The 14,110-nt window shown below is 72.2% G+C and carries 12 protein-coding genes; 8 read left to right on the forward strand and 4 right to left on the reverse strand.

The window, feature by feature from the left end; all coding sequences use genetic code 11:
• Window positions 1-146 precede the first annotated feature (146 nt).
• From Van01_RS03965 to Van01_RS03990, 6 genes are all read left to right on the forward strand, one after another.
• Window positions 147-917, forward strand: coding sequence for a redox-sensing transcriptional repressor Rex (locus Van01_RS03965; protein ID WP_204000003.1), 771 nt, complete (start codon window positions 147-149; stop codon window positions 915-917).
• Window positions 914-2,242, forward strand: coding sequence for a glutamyl-tRNA reductase (locus Van01_RS03970; protein ID WP_204000006.1), 1,329 nt, complete (start codon window positions 914-916; stop codon window positions 2,240-2,242). The genes Van01_RS03965 and Van01_RS03970 overlap by 4 nt, the downstream gene beginning before the upstream one ends.
• Entirely contained in the window at window positions 2,239-3,210 is a 972-nt protein-coding gene (gene hemC / locus Van01_RS03975) for a hydroxymethylbilane synthase (protein ID WP_204000021.1), read from the forward strand. The genes Van01_RS03970 and hemC overlap by 4 nt, the downstream gene beginning before the upstream one ends.
• A complete protein-coding gene (locus Van01_RS03980; RefSeq protein WP_204000038.1) occupies window positions 3,207-4,787 on the forward strand; it encodes a bifunctional uroporphyrinogen-III C-methyltransferase/uroporphyrinogen-III synthase in 1,581 nt (526 codons plus the stop codon). Before hemC ends, Van01_RS03980 begins: the two co-directional genes overlap by 4 nt.
• A 35-nt stretch (window positions 4,788-4,822) precedes the next feature.
• A complete protein-coding gene (hemB, locus tag Van01_RS03985) occupies window positions 4,823-5,806 on the forward strand; it encodes a porphobilinogen synthase (protein ID WP_204000042.1) in 984 nt (327 codons plus the stop codon).
• Window positions 5,807-6,390: 584 nt separating this feature from the next.
• The gene (locus Van01_RS03990) at window positions 6,391-6,888 is read left to right on the forward strand and encodes a helix-turn-helix domain-containing protein (protein WP_204000045.1); all 498 of its coding nucleotides are present in this window, start codon (window positions 6,391-6,393) and stop codon (window positions 6,886-6,888) included.
• Window positions 6,889-6,942: 54 nt separating this feature from the next.
• Here the strand turns inward: Van01_RS03990 and Van01_RS03995 are convergent, their stop codons facing one another.
• Together Van01_RS03995 and Van01_RS04000 are read right to left on the reverse strand one after the other, a co-directional pair.
• Entirely contained in the window at window positions 6,943-7,959 is a 1,017-nt protein-coding gene (locus Van01_RS03995) for a GNAT family N-acetyltransferase (protein WP_204000595.1), read from the reverse strand.
• A gap of 72 nt (window positions 7,960-8,031) precedes the next feature.
• Window positions 8,032-9,297, reverse strand: a complete 1,266-nt coding sequence (locus Van01_RS04000) for a lytic transglycosylase domain-containing protein (protein ID WP_204000048.1) — start codon at window positions 9,295-9,297, stop codon at window positions 8,032-8,034.
• A gap of 56 nt (window positions 9,298-9,353) precedes the next feature.
• On the opposite strand from Van01_RS04000, the gene Van01_RS04005 reads away from it, so the two are divergent.
• The gene (locus Van01_RS04005) at window positions 9,354-9,572 is read left to right on the forward strand and encodes an FmdB family zinc ribbon protein (RefSeq protein ID WP_204000051.1); all 219 of its coding nucleotides are present in this window, start codon (window positions 9,354-9,356) and stop codon (window positions 9,570-9,572) included.
• A 164-nt stretch (window positions 9,573-9,736) separates the two neighbouring features.
• A complete protein-coding gene (locus Van01_RS04010; RefSeq protein WP_204000054.1) occupies window positions 9,737-12,559 on the forward strand; it encodes an ATP-binding protein in 2,823 nt (940 codons plus the stop codon).
• Between the two features lie 62 nt (window positions 12,560-12,621).
• Here the strand turns inward: Van01_RS04010 and Van01_RS04015 are convergent, their stop codons facing one another.
• Both Van01_RS04015 and Van01_RS04020 read right to left on the reverse strand, forming a co-directional pair.
• Window positions 12,622-13,158 carry a phospholipase gene (locus Van01_RS04015; protein ID WP_204000057.1) on the reverse strand — a complete coding sequence of 179 codons (537 nt, stop codon included), beginning with the start codon at window positions 13,156-13,158 and terminating at the stop codon, window positions 12,622-12,624.
• A gap of 179 nt (window positions 13,159-13,337) precedes the next feature.
• The gene (locus tag Van01_RS04020) at window positions 13,338-14,063 is read right to left on the reverse strand and encodes a methyltransferase domain-containing protein (RefSeq protein WP_204000060.1); all 726 of its coding nucleotides are present in this window, start codon (window positions 14,061-14,063) and stop codon (window positions 13,338-13,340) included.
• Between the last annotated feature and the right edge of the window lie 47 nt (window positions 14,064-14,110).

A 14,110-nucleotide genomic window follows, 5' to 3' on the forward strand; every position in this document is an offset into this window, starting at 1 on the left:
GATCGCGATTTGTGCACGTCTTCACAAGCGCCTACTCTGTAATTCCGACGCGCCCTGCTAGCACAGCCGGCAACATCGGTCGCCAGTGGGAGTCCCGAAACGGCCGACCAGTGGAGTTGGTCGAGGATCGCACCGCACGGAGTCTCATGAGTCAGCACCGTCACCCTGGCGCGCCCCGTCGCGCAGGTGCCGTACCGGCGCTCCCGGACCTGCCCGAGGCGACGGTGGCCCGGCTCCCCGAGTATCTACGTGCCCTGCACAATCTCGCTGAAACCGGTCACGAGACGGTTTCCAGCGAAGGGCTGGCCAACGCCGCCGGGGTGAACTCGGCCAAACTCCGCAAGGACCTGTCCCAACTCGGCTCGTACGGCACCCGGGGCGTCGGCTACGACGTCGGGCTGCTGATCGATCAGATCGAGTACGTGCTCGGGCTCACCCAGCGCCGGGCCGTCGCCCTGGTGGGGGTGGGTAACCTCGGTCACGCCCTGGCCGGCTACGACGGCTTCGCCAGCCGTGGATTCCGGATCGCCGCGCTCTTCGACGCCGACCAGGAGCGGGTCGGCGAGGAGATCAACGACCTGGTCGTACTGCACATCGACGAGCTGCCCCGGGTGGCCGCCGAGGAATCCATCGCGATCGGTGTCATAGCCACCCCGGCCGCCGCCGCGCAGCGCGTGGCGGACCAGTTGGTCGCCGTCGGCGTGACAAGCATCCTGAACTTCGCGCCGTGCGTACTCTCGGTTCCGGACGGGGTCGACGTGCGCAAGGTCGACCTCGCCATCGAGTTGCAGATCCTGTCGTTCCACGAGCACCGCAAGGCATCCCTGACCGCGCTCCCCGCCGCCGGTGGGTCTGCCCTCACCGCCCTGCCGGGTGGTCTCGCGGTCACCGAGAGCCAGGAGGCGATCGGCACGTGAAACTCCTCGTCGTGGGCGCGTCGTACCGCACCGCACCGGTCGCCACGCTGGAACGGCTCGCGGTGTCACCCAGCGGGCTCGACCACACCCTGGGGCGCCTGGTCGCGCAGCCGTACGTGAGCGAGGCCGTCCTCGTCTCCACCTGCAACCGGGTGGAGGTCTACGCGACGGTGTCGGGCTTCCACGGCGGCCTCGGCGACATCTGCGCCATCCTCGCCGAGCAGGCGGGCTGCCAGCCGGCCGCGCTGGCCAACCACCTCTACGTGCACTTCGATTCGGCAGCTGTGGACCACGTCTTCCGGGTGGCCGCCGGCCTGGACTCGATGGTGATCGGCGAGGCGCAGATCCTCGGCCAGCTGCGTGACGCCTACCACTGGGCCAGTGCCGCGGACACCGCCGGTCGCCTGCTGCACGAGCTGATGCAGCAGGCGCTGCGGGTCGGTAAGCGGGCCCACTCGGAGACGGGCATCGACCGTGCCGGTCAGAGCGTGGTCACCGCCGCGCTGGGGCTCGCCGCCGGTCACCTCGACGACGACCTCACCGGTCGTCCCGCGTTGATCGTCGGTGCCGGGGCGATGGGCTCGCTGGGCGTGGCGACGCTCTCGCGGCTCGGCGCCGGGCCGTTGACCGTGACGAACCGGAGCACGGACCGGGCCGTCCGGCTGGCCGAGTCTTACGGTGCTGGCGCGCGTCCGATGACCGAGTTGGCCGACACCCTCTCCACCGTGGACATCGTGGTGGCCGCCACCGCGTCCGCCGAGCCGGTCCTCACCCGCGAGGTGGTCGCCTCGGCGCTCGCCGGCCGTGCCCCGGGACGTGGCCCGCTGGTCCTGCTCGACCTGGCGGTACCGCGGGACGTCGGCCCGGGCGTCGCCGAGCTGCCCGGCGTCGAGGTGATCGACATCGACCGGATGGCGGCGCTGCTCGCCGACGGCCCGGTCGCCGCGGACGCCGCCGCCGTCGAGCGGATCGTGGCCGGCGAGGTCGAGTCGTTCCTCAGCTGGCTGCGCGGCGCCGACGTGGCCCCGACCGTCGCCGCCCTGCGCGGCCGAGCCGACGACGTGGTCACCGTCGAGCTGCGTCGGCTCGCGCAGCGCCGTCCCGACCTCAGTGACGACCAGCGGGCCGAGGTGGCCCGTACCGTGCACCGGGTGGTCCAGCGGCTGCTGCACCAGCCGACCGTCCGGGTCCGCCAGCTCGCCGCCGAACCCGGCGGTGACCAGTACGCCGCCCTGCTGCGTGAGCTGTTCGATCTTCAGGTCCCGCAGACGTCGCCGGTGGACACCGTGCCGGACCTCACCCCACCCGCCGGAGGCGAGCGATGAACGAGGCCCCACTGCGCCTCGGTACCCGGGGCAGCAAACTGGCGATGGCCCAGTCCGGTCAGGTCGCCGAGGCGCTCACCGCGCGAACCGGACGCCCTGTCGAACTGGTCGAGGTGGTCACCGCAGGCGACCGGTCCAACGCGCCGGTGCACCGGCTCGGGGTCGGCGTCTTCGTCTCCGCGCTGCGTGACGCCCTGGTCGCCGGGACTATCGACTTCGCCGTTCACTCGTACAAGGACCTGCCCACCGCGACCGCGGCGGGGCTGCACATCGCCGCGGTGCCGCCGCGACAGGATCCGCGTGACGCGCTCGTCGCCCGCGACGGCAGGACGCTCGCCGAACTCGATCCCGGCGCGGTTGTCGGCACCGGCGCGCTGCGCCGGATCGCCCAGCTGCACGCGTTGGGCATGCCACTGTCGGTAACCCCGATCCGGGGCAACATCGACACCCGGCTGGCCCGGGTGCTCGGCCCGGAGGCCGACCTGGACGCCGTCGTCCTGGCCCGGGCGGGCCTGACCCGCATCGACCGCGCCGACGTCGTCACCGAAACGCTCGATCCGATGCTGATGCTGCCGGCTCCCGCTCAGGGGGCGCTGGCGGTGGAGTGCCGGATCGACGACACCGACCTGGTCGAGTTGCTCGCCACGCTCGACCACGCACCGTCACGCGCCACGGTCACCGCGGAGCGGGCGATGCTTGCCACCCTGGAGGCCGGATGCTCCGCTCCGGTCGCCGCCCACGCCGAACTCGCCGAGGGCGAGACCGGTGAGGAGATCTACCTGCGCGGGGCGGTGATCAGCCCGGACGGCACCCGCGAGATCCGGCTGTCCCGCACCGGAACGCCCGCCGATGCGGCGGAGATCGGTAAGGCACTCGCCGCCGAACTCCTCGACCTCGGCGCCGACTCGATCCTCGGCCCGCAAGGACACGACGGCCCGGGGACCCAGCAATTTGGGAGCACAGAATGACCCGCACCCGTAAGCCCGTAGGCCGCATCGCGTTCGTCGGGGCAGGACCCGGCGACCCGGGCCTGCTGACCCGCCGGGCGCACGACGCCCTGGTCGACGCCGATCAGGTGGTGTACGACCGGGGAGTCCCCGAGTCGCTGCTCGACGCCGTCCGGGCCGAGGCCAGGTCCGATGCCCAGTTCACCCCGGCCGAGGGCGCGCCGGGCGACGTCGCGAAGATCCTGATCTCGGCGGCCCGTTCCGGGCAGAACGCGGTGCATCTGGTGGCCGGCGACCCGTTCGGCCACGACTCGGTGGTCAAGGAGGTGCAGGCGGTGGCGCGAACCGCCGCGCACTTCGAGGTGGTTCCGGGGGTCGGCCAGGCCGAGGGGGTGGCCACCTACGCGGGCGTGCCGCTGCCGGGCGTACGCACCGCTGCCGACGTCGAGGACGTCAGCAATCTGGACTTCGAGGCGCTGGCGGCAGCCGTGCAGCGCGGCTCGCTGGCGCTGGCTGTCGATGCCGGTGACCTGGCCGCGATCCGGGACGGGCTGCTCGCCGCCGGCGTTGACGGTGCCACTGACGTCGGGGTGACCGGCGACGGCACCGGAGAGACGCAGTACACCACCACGTCGACCGTGGACTCTTTCGTCGCGGCGGCGCTCGGCTTCACCGGCCGGGTCGTGCTGACCGTTGGCGACGGTGTGGGTCAGCGGGACAAGCTCAGCTGGTGGGAGAACCGCCCGCTGTACGGCTGGAAGGTGCTGGTGCCCCGCACCAAGGAGCAGGCCGGCGCGATGAGTGCCCGGCTGCGGGCGTACGGGGCGATCCCCTGCGAGGTGCCGACCATCGCGGTGGAGCCGCCGCGCACCCCGGCCCAGATGGAGCGGGCGGTCAAGGGCCTGGTCGACGGCAGGTACGCCTGGGTGATCTTCACGTCGGTCAACGCGGTGCGGGCGGTCTGGGAGAAGTTCGCCGAGCACGGGCTGGACGCCCGGCACTTCGGCGGCGTCAAGATCGCCTGTATCGGCGACGCGACAGCCGACGCGGTCCGCGCCTTCGGCATCCAGCCGGAGCTGATTCCTTCAGGTGAGCAGTCCTCCGAAGGGCTGTTGGCCGAGTTCTCGCCGCACGACGAGGTGCTCGACCCGGTCGGCCGGGTGCTGCTGCCGCGTGCCGACATCGCCACCGAGACGCTCGCCGCCGGGCTCACCGAGCGCGGCTGGGAGGTCGACGACGTGACCGCGTACCGGACGGTCCGGGCCGCTCCGCCGCCCGCCGAGATCCGGGACGCGATCAAGTCGGGCGGGTTCGACGCGGTGCTGTTCACCTCGTCCTCCACGGTCCGGAACCTGGTCGGCATCGCCGGCAAGCCGCACACGCGTACCGTTGTCGCTGTCATCGGGCCCAAGACGGCGGAGACCGCTACGGAGTTCGGCCTTCGGGTCGATGTCCAGCCGCCGCACGCGTCGGTGCCCGATCTGGTGGAGGCGCTCGCCGGCTACGCCGTCGAGCTACGGGAGAAGCTCGCCGCGATGCCGGCGAAGCAGCGCCGTGGTTCGAAGGTCCAGGGGCCGACCGCGCTGAGGTTCCGGTAGCCGTCCCGGCTCCGGCTGGTCGTCAGGGAGGGTTCATGCCGTACCCAGAGATTCGGCCCCGTCGGCTGCGCCGCACCGCGGCGATGCGTCGGCTGGTCTCCGAAACCCGCGTCGACCCGGCCGAGCTGGTCGTGCCGATGTTCGTCAAGGAGGGGCTCACCGAGCCACGCGCCATCTCCTCGCTGCCGGGCGTGCTCCAGCACTCGCGTGATTCGCTGCGCAAGGCGGCGGTGGAGGCGGTGCAGGCCGGCGTCGGCGGGATCATGCTGTTTGGGGTGCCGGCGTCGCGCGACGAGTACGGCTCCGGCGGCATCGACCCGAACGGCATCCTGAACGTCGCGATCCGTGACGTGGTCGCCGAGGTGGGCGACGCCACGGTGGTGATGAGTGACCTCTGCCTGGACGAGTTCACCTCGCACGGGCACTGCGGGCTGCTCACCCCGACCGGTGAGGTCGACAACGACGCCACCCTCGCCGCCTACGCCGAGATGGCCGTGGCCCAGGCCGCCGCCGGGGTCGGGGTGGTCGGTCCGTCGGGGATGATGGACGGCCAGGTCGGGGTGGTACGCCAGGCACTCGACGCGGCGGGTCACACCGACGTGGCCGTGCTGGCGTACGCCGTGAAGTACGCCTCGGCCTTCTTCGGCCCCTTCCGGGACGCGGTGGAGTCGGCGCTTGACGGCGACCGGCGGGCCTACCAGCAGGATCCGGCGAACCTCCGTGAGTCGCTGCGCGAGGTCGCGCTGGACGTCGCCGAGGGCGCCGACATGGTGATGGTCAAGCCGGCGCTACCGTACCTCGACGTGGTGGCGTCGGTCCGCGCCGCCGTGGACGTGCCCGTGGCCGCCTACCAGGTCTCCGGCGAGTACGCGGCTGTCGAGGCGGCTGCCGCGAACGGCTGGATCGACCGGGAGCGGGTGATGCTGGAGACGCTCACCTCCATCCGCCGCGCCGGCGCCCAGATCATCCTCACCTACTGGGCCGTCGAGGCTGCCCAGCTGCTCCGCCAGCGCTACTGACCGGCCACCCGCAGCGCACGCCATAATGCTGCGGCTGCGGCTGCGGCTGCGGCTGCGGCTGTCGGCTGACGGTGGCGTTGTTGGCGTGGCCGATGCGAGCGGCAACCTCACGGCGATGGCTGGCCACAGCCGGTCCGAGCGCGCATGCCGCCAGCCGGTCCGAGCGCGTCCGAACAGCCGTCACCCTGAGTACTTTCTGTCCCTCCCGCCAACTTCCCCCACACGTCCTTTGCTCTGCTTCAACCCACGCACAACTCGCGGAGAGTAGTTGCCGGGTGCGGAGATGCCGTAGCCGCGCCTTGAGTCATCGCTGGTCACGGCACCTGTGCGTGGGTTGAAGCAGAGCAAAGGGCGCGTAGGTGTTATTGGTTGGGGACCAGGAAGTGGGCGCCACCGTCACTCCAAGTGAGTGTTGCTGATGGTAGTGGGCCGATCGGTGCCTCCGGCAGCCATCGGCTCGGGAGCGGCCCGTTCGGCGGCCCGGGGGCACGCGGGGTACCGGGCGCGGTGCGGGGAGGGCGGGTTATCCACAGGTTTTTCCACAGGGGTTGCCGCGCTGGTTTCGGCAGCGGCAAGGTCTGGGCATGTCCACCATCTTCGAGCCGCCGGACCTTGGCCCCACGGTGGGGCCGTTTCCAATCGCCGGTCTGGTGCGACGCGCCCGACGGATCGTCGGGCTCAGTCAGTTGCGGATGGCCCGGTTCGCCAAGGTCGCTCCGTCGACAGTCGCGCGCGTCGAGGCGGGCAGCCTGACCCCTAGCCTGGCTGTGCTGGAGCGGCTGCTGGGTGCGGCCGGGCTCTACCTCGTGGCCGTCGACCAGGACGGTCGGGTCGTGCTACCGATGGAGGTCTGGGACGACACCCGCGACGGCGCGGAGCGCCGCTACCCGGCGCACCTGAACACCATTCTTGACCCGGAACCGGGCGAGTGGTGGGCGGACATCTACGGTCTGGCCCGACCGCCGGAGACCTACCACCGATCCCGGGCCGACCGGGAGGCGCGGCGGCGCCGCAGTCAGTGGGAGGTACGGGTGGCCAAGTACCGGAACGTGCCGCCGCCACCGGATCCGCGCACCTGGTAGGAGACCGACGGCCCGAGGAGCCGCCGGTCAGTGCCGGCCGGGGAGCCTGACAGCTCAGCGCGTCGCGTCGAGGCGGTGGACCAGCTCGGCGACGTCGACGCTGTACTCGCACCAGTCCCGGTCGGTGCGGTAGCCCAACTCGGCGTTGACCTTGAGCATGGCCTCGTTGGCCTGTGCGTTCCAGGTCTGCACCTCGGTCAGCTGCGGCTCGGCCGAGCGCAGCTCCAGCAGCATCCGGGCCTTGATCGCCCGGTCGATGCCGTAGCCGCGGTGATCCTGCACCACAATCGTGTCGTACTGGTCGGCGCGGGTCGGGTGCTGAGCCGGCACGACCACCTCCGTCAGGCCGGCCACCTCACCCGTCTGCTCGTGCAGGGCGAGCACGATGTACGGCTTCATGCCCCGCCGGTGCAGACAGTCGAGGCTGTCCCGGAGCCGCTGCGGATCATACGAACTGGGTCGCAGTTCGCCGTCCTCGATGTCCCGGACCTCGGCCTTGGCCCGCGCGTACGCCTCGATCAGCTCGTCCGGCGGACCGCCGGGGTGGAACTGGACGCGGTAGCCGGCACCGACACCTGTGGACATCTCCGCCAACTCGGCCCAGTCGACGCCGGAGAGGTCGAGGACGCTGCGGGTCTCGACGTACTCCTGGGTGAAGCCGAGTGACTCGTAGAAGGCGACGGCAGGAGTGTCGCCGACCACCTCGACTCCGATGGACTCGAAGCCCTCCTGGTAAACGCGGCGGGCCGCGCGCAGGACGAGATCACGGCCGAGGCCACCGCGTCGCACGGTCGGGTGGACCAGAACCTCAAGCACGCCGATGTTGCCGAGCAGCAGAACGTGCACCTGCCCGAGGATGGCTCCCGGGTTGCCGTCGGCATCCGGATCTTCCTGGGCGATCCAGGAGATCCGCCGTTCGCCCGGCATCACCTCGGCGAGGTACTCCCGCAGGGAACTCTCCCGCCACGGCGGATCCTGCGGGAGATCGGCCGCCAGGACCGCGTTCAGCGTGTCCAGCAGCGACGCGATCTCGGCGGACGACGCGGTCCTGGGGTCCCACTCGCGCACCATCACCCGTCTAGCTTGCCGCTAACCGCTGCCGGGGGGAAGTGTCCAGTTCTCCAATGTATGCGGACGATCACTTCACGTGCGACTGGCCTGTCCGTACCGGTTGGCGGCGTCGAAGACGTCCTGGGCGTACCTTCGGACATCGTTGTACGACAGAATCGCGTTCCACCAGTCACCCGGAATGGTGAGGTTCCGGCCGCCCTTGCACAGGTACATGCCGGCGGCGAGCGCGGCGTCGTGGATGTTGTGCGGGTCCTTGCGGCCGTCGTTGTCCGCGTCGGCGCCGATCTCCTGCCAGGTGGTCGGGATGAACTGCATCGGCCCGATCGCCCGGTCATAGGTGGTGTCGCGGTCCAGCTCGCCCCGGTCGGTGTCAGCGATCCGCATCCGGTTGCCCTGGCCGTCCAGCGGCAGACCGATGATCTCCGGGACCGCCCGGCCATCCGCGCCGAGCTGGGCGTTGTTGGCCTGACCGTGGCGGGACTCGACCAGACCGATCGCGGCCAACGTGGTCCAGCTCAGGCCGCAGGCGCGATCGGTTTCGGCGAGCACCAGCTCGGCGTAGCCGTACGCCTGCATGGCGATCGGGTCGATGCCGACCTTGGCGCCCGTGTCGCGGGCCCAGCCGGCCAGGGCGTCGGACGGGCGGCCACCTGCCGGTCCGGCGGCGCCCGGCGGGGCCACGCCCGGCGGCAGGGTCGCGGTGGGCGGCGGGAACTGCCCGGGTGGCGGGGCCGCGCCGGACGGCGGCAGGTCGCCGGGCAGCGCGTCAGGCACGTCGGCTGTGGCATCCGCCGCCACCTGGCGCGGTGCGTCGAGGGTCGCGGGCACCAGCAGCGCGCCGGCTGCTGCGGTCGCCGCGACCAGGGCGAGCAGGAACACGCCGGGCAGGGTCAGCCGGCCACTGGGCCGCCGGGACCAGTCGCGGGTCGCCCGGGCCGCGGCCCGGGGCCCCGGCAGACGTACGGCGTGCGCGAAGCGAGCCCGGCGGCGCCGGGCTGACGGTGCACCGGATTCCGTAGTGGACTGCTCGACAGTGGTCTTGGGCCCGGACTCGGTGCCGGAAGCGGTGCTCGGTCCGGTCGTGGCGCTGCGCTTCGTGCCTGCGGCTGCGGTGCGGTCCGCTGCGGTGTCGGCTGCTGCCGTGCTGTCCGCTGCGGAAACCGGCTCGGTGGTCGGTGCCTCCGGGGCCGCTTCGTCGACCGGTCTGCCGGGCCCCAGCCAGGGCCGGCGGGGCCGGGGCAACCCGGTCGCCGGCCTGTCCGGGCCGGCGTCGGAGCCCGCGCGCGGCGTGGCCGGTCGGAGGGGCCGAAGGGTCGTGCGCTCTGCGCCGTCTGCCACAAGTCGAGTATCACCCATGTCACCGCTGACGTCAGGTCCGGTCGTAGGCTGATGCCATGCCCCGGTACGAGTTCCGTTGCCGCGCCTGCGGCGACACCTTCGAGGTCAACCGTCCGATGGCGCGGGCCGGTGAGCCGGCGCCCTGCCCACAGGGGCACGCCGACACGGTGAAACTGCTCTCCACGGTCGCGGTCACCGGCCGAGGTGGCGGCGGGTCAGGCGCCGCACCCGCGCCGGCCGGTGGCGGCTGCTGCGGTGGCGGCTGCGGCTGCTGACCACTCCGGCACGGTCGTGGATGGGTGGTACGGGTGATGCCGGCCTTGCCCGGACGCCGGGTCCGATGGCACCTTGGGTCGGAGCCTCGGCCGGCCGTTCTCACGATGCGTGATGATCTGGTTTCGGGAAGTATGGTGCCGAGACCAGGGGGGAGGTTCCACGCATGCCGCCACGGATGCACCTCCCGACCGGCTGGGTGACCTTCGTTTTCACCGACATCGAGGGCTCCACCCGGCTGGCCCAGCTGCTCGGGTCCGGCTATCGGCCAGTGCTGGCCGAGCACCGGCGACTGCTGCGTCGGACGATCGCGGCGACCGAGGGCGCGGAGCTGCTGACCGAGGGCGACTCGTTCTTTCTGGCCTTCGACGATGCCGGGGCGGCGTTGACCGCGTGTCTGACCGCGCAGCGGGCGCTCGGTGAGCACGACTGGCCGACTCCCGAGTCGGCCCCCCGGGTCCGGATGGGACTGCACACCGGCTGGGCGGAGCCACGTGACGGCGAGTACGCCAGCCCTGAGGTGCACCGGGCGGCCCGGGTCGCCGCCGCCGCGCACGGTGGGCAGATCCTCTGCTCGGCTGCCACGGCGCGGCGGGCAGATCCACTGCCGGCCGGTGCCTCCCTGCTCGACCTCGGGCTGCACCGGCTGCGTGGCTTCGACGACCGGGAGCGGCTCTTCCAACTCGTCGCGCCCGGCCTGGAGCGGCAGTTCCCGCGCCCGCGTACCGCCGACGCGGTGGCGCACAACCTGCCGATCCAGGTGACCACGTTCGTCGGTCGACAAACCGAGCGCGCCGAGCTGAGACGACTGGTGGCCCGGCACCGGCTGGTCACCGTGCTCGGCGCGGGTGGCAGCGGCAAGACCCGGCTGGCCGTCGAGTTCGCCACCGACCTGGTGGACGAGTACCCGGACGGGGTCTGGTTCGTCGACATCGCCGCGGTCACCGACCCCGGGCTTGTCGCCTTCGCGGTCGCCGCCGTGCTCGGGCTGCGCCCGGAGCCGGGTCGCCCGATGGTCGACACGCTTGTGGAGTACGCCGCCCCCCGCCGGATGCTGATCGTGCTCGACACCTGCGACGCCCAGCCGGCGTCCTGCGCCGAGGCGGTGTCCCGGCTGCTCGCCGGTGGCGGTGGGGTGCGGGTGCTGGCGACGACCCGGGAACCGTTGGCGCTGCCGGGCGAGGTGGTCTGGCGGATCCCGCCGCTCTCCGTCGACCCGGCCCCGGACGGCACCGAGAGCGATGCGGTGGCCCTGCTGCTGGACCGCACGGCGGCGGCCCGGGGCGGCCGGCAGCCCGACCCGTCCGAGTCGGCCGACGTACGCCGGGTGGTGCGGCGGCTGGACGGGTTGCCGCTGGCCATCGAGTTGGCCGCGGCTCGGCTGCGGGTGCTCTCGGTGGGTCAGCTCGCCGAGCGTCTCGACGATGTGCTCGGCACGCTCGACGCCGGCCGTGCGGACCCACTGCCCCCGCCGGCCGATCGGGGTAACGCCGGCAACCAGCGGGACACCGTCGACCTGGCCGCGGCGGCCACCGGTCTCAGCCCCTCGACCCCGGCCATCCGGGCGGTGGCCCGCTCCGCGGTCGAACGGCACCTCACCATGCAGGCCACGGTCACCTGGTCCTACCGGACGCTCGGGCCCCGTGCGGCCCGACTGTTGCGCTGGCTGGCGGTCTTCGCCGGCCCGGTCGACCTGCCGACTGTGGAGTGGTTGCTCGACGACGACCCGCTCGACCCGCTGTCGGTGCTTGTCGACAAGTCCATGGTGCTGGCGGAGCCGCACGCGACCGGTTGCACGTACCGGATGCTCGACCCGATCCGGGCCTACGCGGCGCGGCGGCTCGCCGAAGCCGGCGAGGAGCAGGCCGCCCGCGACCGGCACGTGGCCTGGTCGGCGCATGCCCTGGAGCGGGCGCACCTCGGCCCGGACGGGCAACCGGTGACGCTCTCGCTGTACGCGCTGGATCCACTTGCCGGGGAGCTGCGGGCCGCGCTGCGCTGGTGTGCCACGGGTGGCAGCGCCCGGGCCGGTCTCCGGCTGGCCGGCGGGCTGGACCAGTGGTGGCGCGAGCGCGGACTGGCCCGGGAGGGACGGCTCTGGCTGTTCCGGTTGTACGGCCGGCTGGCCGAGACCGGCGAGGCGATCCCGGAGGACGAGCTGGCGGCGGCTTACCACATGCACTCCCTGCACGCCGGGGGCGACGGCGAGTTCGGCGAGGAGTTGCGCTTCTCGCAGCGGGCGGAGGCAGCCGCCCGCCAGGCGGCGGACGCCGGTCTGCTGGCCCGGGTACTGGCCGGCCGGGCAGCTCCGCTCGTCGACATGGGGCAGTTCGCCGAGGCGGAGCGGGTCTGCCGGGAGGTCATCGACTGGGCGCAGGAACAGGGGGTCGAGTCGGAGGCGTTGTTCGCCGTGTTCCGGCTGGCCGAGTTGCTGTGGCGGCGGGGCGCGCTCGACGAGGCGGCGGAACTGCTCGGTGCGGCCCGTCCGGTGGAGGCGTCCCGGCCGGTCGACCGGGGCCGACGCTCGGTGGACATGCTGCTCGGCATGGTCGCGTTGGCCCGGGGCGACCTGGTGGCCGCGCACGAGCATCTGCTGGTCGCGCTCCGGTCCCGGATGAATCACGGCTTCCACGGGCGGGCCTGCGACACGTTGAACGCCATCGCGGTGCGCTGCGCCGTCGGTGACCAGCCGCTGACCGGGGCCCGCCTCTTCGGTGCGGCCCAGGCGACCCGGGCGGGTCTGCGGTCGACGCCGGGCATCTACGAGGCGTACTGGACGGAGCGGCAGGCGGCGCTGCGCCGGGTGCTCGGCGACGCCGCCTTCGACGAGGCGTACGGGGAGGGTGCCGACCTGGGGCTGGACGAGGCGGTCGCGCTGGCACTCGGTGTCGAGCACCCCGATCTGGCGGCCGATTCCGGGCGGTTCGCCAGGGGTCGCTCCGCTCCGCGCCAACCCAGCACCGTCGACCGCCACACCGAGCACGCCTGAACCGGGACGGCTGACCCGGAGACGCCCGGCCGTGGTGCCGGCCGGGCGTCCCGCTGTGCTCGTCAGGCGCGAGCGCGGCGCTCGGCGTCTGCCTTCATCCGAGCCGCCCGGTCGATGTCGGACTGCTGGACGGCGGCTACCGATCCGAAGATGGCGACCGCCTGGTAGTAGGTCCATGCCAGGCTCAGGCAGGCCGGCCGGACGACTGAGTTGTAGGTGGCGCAGGAGCGCTTCAGGTCCTCGTAGAAGGCGCTGTCGAGGCGCGGTTTGTTGGCGCCGAACTGGCCGACCGCCTTGTAGTTGCGGTAGCCGAAGTCGTGGCGGGCACAGGAGAGGCTGAACTTGAACCCGAGCGGGTTGTCCGGGCTGGACGAGCAGTAGTCGGTGGACCAGTCGAAGTTGTACTCGGCCCAGGGTGCCCGGTTCTGTCGGGCGGAGTACCAGGCGTTGTAGCTACTGGCGCTGGTCTGGGTCCAACTGGACAGGACGGACAGCTTCTGCTGTGGAGTGACGGCCGCCGTGGCGGGGGAGGCCACGGCGAGGGCGGTGAGCAGCGCGAGGAGGCCAGAAGCGAGGATGCTGGCGAGACGTCTGGGCATGGTCGTACCTCCGCGGGGGTGTGCGGTGCAGCCACTTGTTACCGGCGAGTCACCGGGGTTCGATCAGTTTCGATCAATGGCACGGCCTGCCGGTGTTACCCACGAGAAATATTGGTGACCTGTGCCGAAACAGACGAATGCCCTGGACACCGAAGGTGCCCAGGGCATTCGTCTGTCGGTCAGTCGAAGAAGCGGGCCAGGTGGGTGGCGGAGGGGCCGTCGTCGTCCGGTCCCAACGGTGTGAGGTCGGCGAAGACGGACGCACCGTCGCTGCCGGCGTGCAGTGGGTACCAGCGCGGGGTGCCCGGCGGTCGCATCACGCAGACACCCTTGACCGTCTGCACGTCCAGCAGTCGCACGTGGGTCGGGTCGGCCACCGCGTTCACATGGCCCCACCAGGGGCTCATCACGTGCAGCACACCCCCGGGTCGGAGCACCCGATGGCACTCGTCCAGCAGCGGCAGGAAGTCGATGAGGTGCTCCAGGATGTGCACCGCGAACAGCACGTCGACCGAGTCGTCGGCCAGCGGCAGGGAGCCGGACAGGTCGGCGACCGCGTCCACCCCCGGCGCGGGGAAGATGTCGAGCCCGAGATTGCCCGGCCACTGCTTGGTGCCGCCGCACCCCAGGTCGACAACCACCGGGTCGCGTCCACCCACCCGCACCCGGCACCAGACGCCGAAGACGCCGGCCAGCCGGCCGACCTGCTCGCGCACCAGCCGCAACTGTGCCGACTCGTCGACCTCGCCGGTCAGGTGAGCGACGCCCCGGTCGAAGCGCACCTCGACCGCGAGCGGGCGAAGTCTCTCGTCGTGACGGACCTGGTCCGTCCACGCCTCGGTGAGGAAACCGTCCACCGCCCGCAGCCGCTCGGCGGAGGGCGGGGTGTGTGCCAACGCGACCATACCGGCCACCTCCGGCCCGCCCGTTACCCGGATAGTTGACCGGTATG

It is taken from the genome of Micromonospora andamanensis, assembly GCF_016863495.1.
In the GTDB taxonomy this organism is placed as follows: Bacteria; Actinomycetota; Actinomycetes; order Mycobacteriales; family Micromonosporaceae; genus Micromonospora; species Micromonospora andamanensis.

What these genes read in the sequence shown, in the direction of transcription:
- Van01_RS04010 (WP_204000054.1), top strand. Translation starts at nt 9,737, where the DNA reads ATGCCGCCACGGATGCACCTCCCGACCGGCTGGGTGACCTTCGTTTTC.
- hemB (WP_204000042.1), top strand. Translation starts at nt 4,823, where the DNA reads ATGCCGTACCCAGAGATTCGGCCCCGTCGGCTGCGCCGCACCGCGGCG.
- hemC (WP_204000021.1), top strand. Translation starts at nt 2,239, where the DNA reads ATGAACGAGGCCCCACTGCGCCTCGGTACCCGGGGCAGCAAACTGGCG.
- Van01_RS03995 (WP_204000595.1), bottom strand. Translation starts at nt 7,959, where the DNA reads ATGGTGCGCGAGTGGGACCCCAGGACCGCGTCGTCCGCCGAGATCGCG.
- Van01_RS04020 (WP_204000060.1), bottom strand. Translation starts at nt 14,063, where the DNA reads ATGGTCGCGTTGGCACACACCCCGCCCTCCGCCGAGCGGCTGCGGGCG.
- Van01_RS04015 (WP_204000057.1), bottom strand. Translation starts at nt 13,158, where the DNA reads ATGCCCAGACGTCTCGCCAGCATCCTCGCTTCTGGCCTCCTCGCGCTG.
- Van01_RS03980 (WP_204000038.1), top strand. Translation starts at nt 3,207, where the DNA reads ATGACCCGCACCCGTAAGCCCGTAGGCCGCATCGCGTTCGTCGGGGCA.
- Van01_RS03990 (WP_204000045.1), top strand. Translation starts at nt 6,391, where the DNA reads ATGTCCACCATCTTCGAGCCGCCGGACCTTGGCCCCACGGTGGGGCCG.
- Van01_RS03965 (WP_204000003.1), top strand. Translation starts at nt 147, where the DNA reads ATGAGTCAGCACCGTCACCCTGGCGCGCCCCGTCGCGCAGGTGCCGTA.
- Van01_RS04005 (WP_204000051.1), top strand. Translation starts at nt 9,354, where the DNA reads ATGCCCCGGTACGAGTTCCGTTGCCGCGCCTGCGGCGACACCTTCGAG.